Annotated in this window: 4 protein-coding genes and 1 pseudogene; all 5 read left to right on the top strand. The window is 71.0% G+C overall.

Annotated elements, in window-relative coordinates; genetic code table 11:
* Nucleotides 1-104: 104 nt before the first annotated feature.
* Nucleotides 105-758, top strand: a complete 654-nt coding sequence (locus tag K2X24_RS21550; RefSeq protein WP_292500951.1) for a hypothetical protein — start codon at nucleotides 105-107, stop codon at nucleotides 756-758.
* A 3-nt stretch (nucleotides 759-761) separates the two neighbouring features.
* Nucleotides 762-2,264 (top strand): hypothetical protein, encoded by a 1,503-nt coding sequence (locus K2X24_RS21545; RefSeq protein ID WP_292500949.1) that lies wholly within the window; start codon nucleotides 762-764, stop codon nucleotides 2,262-2,264.
* Complete coding sequence (locus K2X24_RS21540) at nucleotides 2,261-2,566, top strand: hypothetical protein (protein WP_292500947.1); 306 nt, start codon at nucleotides 2,261-2,263, stop codon at nucleotides 2,564-2,566. The genes K2X24_RS21545 and K2X24_RS21540 overlap by 4 nt, the downstream gene beginning before the upstream one ends.
* On the top strand, nucleotides 2,566-2,982 hold the full coding sequence (locus K2X24_RS21535) for a hypothetical protein (protein WP_292500944.1): 417 nt from the start codon (nucleotides 2,566-2,568) through the stop codon (nucleotides 2,980-2,982). Before K2X24_RS21540 ends, K2X24_RS21535 begins: the two co-directional genes overlap by 1 nt.
* Before the next feature lie 196 nt (nucleotides 2,983-3,178).
* A pseudogene (locus K2X24_RS21530) lies at nucleotides 3,179-3,375 on the top strand (hypothetical protein); the annotation flags it as partial.

Here is a 3,375-nt window from a genome sequence, read left to right as displayed (position 1 = left end):
AAATCCTCGCCAACGAAGCCTTTCGGTCCCTCCGGGGCCGAGCCAACCGCATTGCTTCGTCCGGACAGGTCCGGGCCTACTACCTCTGACCCGGAGACCTTCCCATGGCCCTACCGCCGATCACCGACTACGCCAGCCTCGTGGCGAACCTGTCGGACTACATCGCACGCGATGACTTGGAAGGGTATTACGCCACTTTCATCCAGCTGGCCGAGAAGCGCCTTAATTCAGGCCTGAAGGCGCTCGGGATGCAGGGGGTCAGCGCTCTAACCACGAACGCGGCCGGACAGGCGCTTCTTCCGGGCGACTACATCGAGTGGCTCTCGCTGGGCTGGGTCGACGCCGGCGGGAAGCAGCGGCATCTACGCTACGTCGAGCCGAACAGCCCTGAGTTCACGTTCCGGCATCGTCCGAACGGCAGTCCTCAGTTCTACACCATCTCCGGCGGATTGGTGCGTCTCGCACCGGGACGCAGCCTGACCTTGGAGCTGGTGCACTACAAGCGCATCCCGCCCCTCACGGTGGACGCGCCGACCAACTGGCTCATCACCACCGCGCCGCAGCTCTACCTCTACGCCACGCTGGGCGAGGCCTACGTCTTCCAGAAAGACGAGGCCCGCGCGGCCGAATGGCTGAAGATGGCCGAGGAGCGGCTCGGACAGTTCGTCCAGGAGTCGAGCTCCGGCAAGGTCGGCCGCCGCGCCGAGCGTGCGGCCGAGGATCAGGCCGAGGCCATCGCGGCCAAGGCGCTGAACTAAGCCATGGCGGAGGCCGAGAAGCCGGCGCCGCGCGTCGCCCTGGCGGCCTTCGCGCCCGACATCGCGTCCCTGGACGCCTCGGTGACGGCGGTCGCCACCAACGTGGTGCCGCGCGCCGACGGCTGGGGGCCGTTCGCGTCGCCGGTGGCGATCTCGGCCCCGCTCCCAGCGGGCTGCCGGGGCGCGATCGAGGTGAACAGCCCGGCATTCGGGTCCCCGGTCTACTTCGCCGGCACGGCCACGAAGCTCTACCGCTACAACCTCGGCTCGTCCGGCTGGGACGACGTCACGAAGCCGGGCGCGAGCTACAGCGTGCCGCCCGGCGATTACTGGTCCTTCGCGCTCTACGGCTCGCGCCTCTTGGCCTGCACGCTCGGCACGCCGGTGCAGGTGATCGAGATCGACACCGGCCGGGCCTTCGCGGATCTGGCCGGCAACCCGCCCCGTGCCCGGCACATGGGCGTGGTAGGCGAGTTCGTCGTGCTGGCCGGCCTCGCGGCCGACCCGAACGCCGTGCAGTGGTCCGATCTCGGCGACATCGAGTTCTGGCAGCCCGGCGTCGGCGGCGGCCACACCTCCGACCTGCAGCTGTTCCCCGACGGCGGGGCCGTCACGGGCTTTGCCGGCGGCGAGTTCGGCATCGTGTTCCAGGAGCGCGCGATCCGGCGCATGGTCTTCGTGCCGAACTCGGCCGAGGTCTTTGGCTTCGAGGTCTACGAGGAGAACCGCGGCGCGGTGGCGCCCTGGTCCATCGCCAAGACGGGCCCGCGCGTGTTCTTCCTCGACCGGGACGGCTTCTACCAGTTCCAGGGCGGCGTTTCGACGCCGATCGGCGCGGAGCGCGTGAACCGCTTCTTCCTGGGGCGGGTCGATCCGAACCAGGTCGCCTCGGTCGTGGCGATCCGCGACGTGACCGGGCCGCGCGTGCTGTTCGCCTACCGGAGCCTGCGGGCCGCTTCGGCGGACACCAATGTGCTGGACGAGGTCCTGCTCTACGACTGGCTCCTCGACCGCTGGGCCTTCATCGCGCTGCCGGTGCGGTTCGGCCTCGTGGCGGCCACCCTGCCCGTGTCGATCGACAACATCCCGGGCTCGGTCGACGATCCGGGGCAGCTCTCGTTCGACGACCCCTCCTATGCCGGCGGCGCGCCCGCGCTCGGCGTGATGACGGCCGACAGCCGCCTCGCGCTGTTGAGCGGGCCGCCCCTCGAGGCGCTCTTCGAGACGGCGGAGGCGATGATCTTTCGTCCGGATCGCGCCTTCATCGAGGGCGTGCGCCTCGACAGCGACGCCGACGACTGGCGCGTCGCGGTGGGCGGGCGCGAGAGGCCATCGCGCTCGGCTCCGGTGACCTACCGGGCCGAGTCCCGTCCGACCGTCGAGCAGTTCGCGCCGTGCCGGTCCTCGGCCCGCTATCACCGGGCCCGTGTCCGCATCCCATCGGGTACCGCCTGGAGCTACGCCTCGGCGATCGAGCCGCGCGCGCGTCGTGAGGGCCTACGATGATCGTCCCCGGCAAGAACGAGAACCGGTTCGACCGCATCGTCCAGACGCTCAGCGAACTCGCGCAGGGCGGGTCCAACGCGGTGGGCCGGACCGACGTCGTGCTCACGCCCGGCGCGGCCGAGACCACGGTGACCGATTCCCTCTGCACGGAGGGCGCCCTGGTGGTGTTCTCGCCGCTCACCGCGTCGGCGGCATCGGCCTTCCCCTTCCTGAAATCCACGGCGCGCGGCGCCTTCGTGATCGGGCATCCCGTGTCCGACGCGGCGGACCGCGTGCTCCGCTACGAGATCCGGCGGCCCTAATGCACCTGCACCCCGTCGACCCGGCCGACCTCGCGCGCGCGTGGCCGGTGGTGGAACCATGGCTCGCGCAGGCCTGCGCCCGACCCGGCTGCGACCTGACCGTCGAGGACCTGCACGCCCTGGTCCGGGCCGGCCAAGCGCTCCTCGTGCTCATCGTCGGCGCCGCGGGCGCGCCCGTCGCGGCCGGCGTCACGCAGGTCCGTGACCTCGCTGCCGGCGGGCGCTCTTGCTGCGTCCTCGCGGTGGGCGGGCGTGGCGCGCGCGACTGGCGCGGGACCCTGGCCCTGATCGAGGCCGGCGCGGCGCGCAACGGCTGCTCCCGGGTCGAATTCGTCGGCCGGGCCGGCTGGGCCGCGCTCCTGCCCGACTACCAGGTCGACGCCTATTACGTAAAACACCTTGGGGTGGCAGCATGAGCGGTTCCGCAGGCTTTCACCAACCGGTGACGGCCCCCCTTTCCGGCCTACCGCCGTGGGCGAACGTGGCGGAGAAGCCGAAGGCTGCCGCTGACCAGCACGTCATCGCGCCCGTCCGACCGGGCGAACCCGGCGTCCTGGTGTGGTCCGGACGCGGGCCCGTTGCGGCCCCCAATGCCGAACGCGAGGGCGAGCGATGAGCGGCGGATCGAAGACCACCACGCAGAAGACGGACAGCAAGACCGATCCGTACGCCGCCGCGATTCCCTCGCTGCAGAAGATCATCGACGCCGGCAACGCCGCGTTCGACTCCGGGGTCGGCTCGCAGGTCTACGGCGGCCAGCGCGTGGCCGGGCTCGGCGCGACGACGACGTCCGGCCTCGACAGCATGAA

It is taken from the genome of Methylobacterium sp., from assembly GCF_019750675.1.
Lineage (GTDB): Bacteria > Pseudomonadota > Alphaproteobacteria > Rhizobiales > Beijerinckiaceae > Methylobacterium.
Note: the sequence above shows the minus strand (reverse complement) of the source record. Positions and strands in the feature narration are given on the sequence as shown.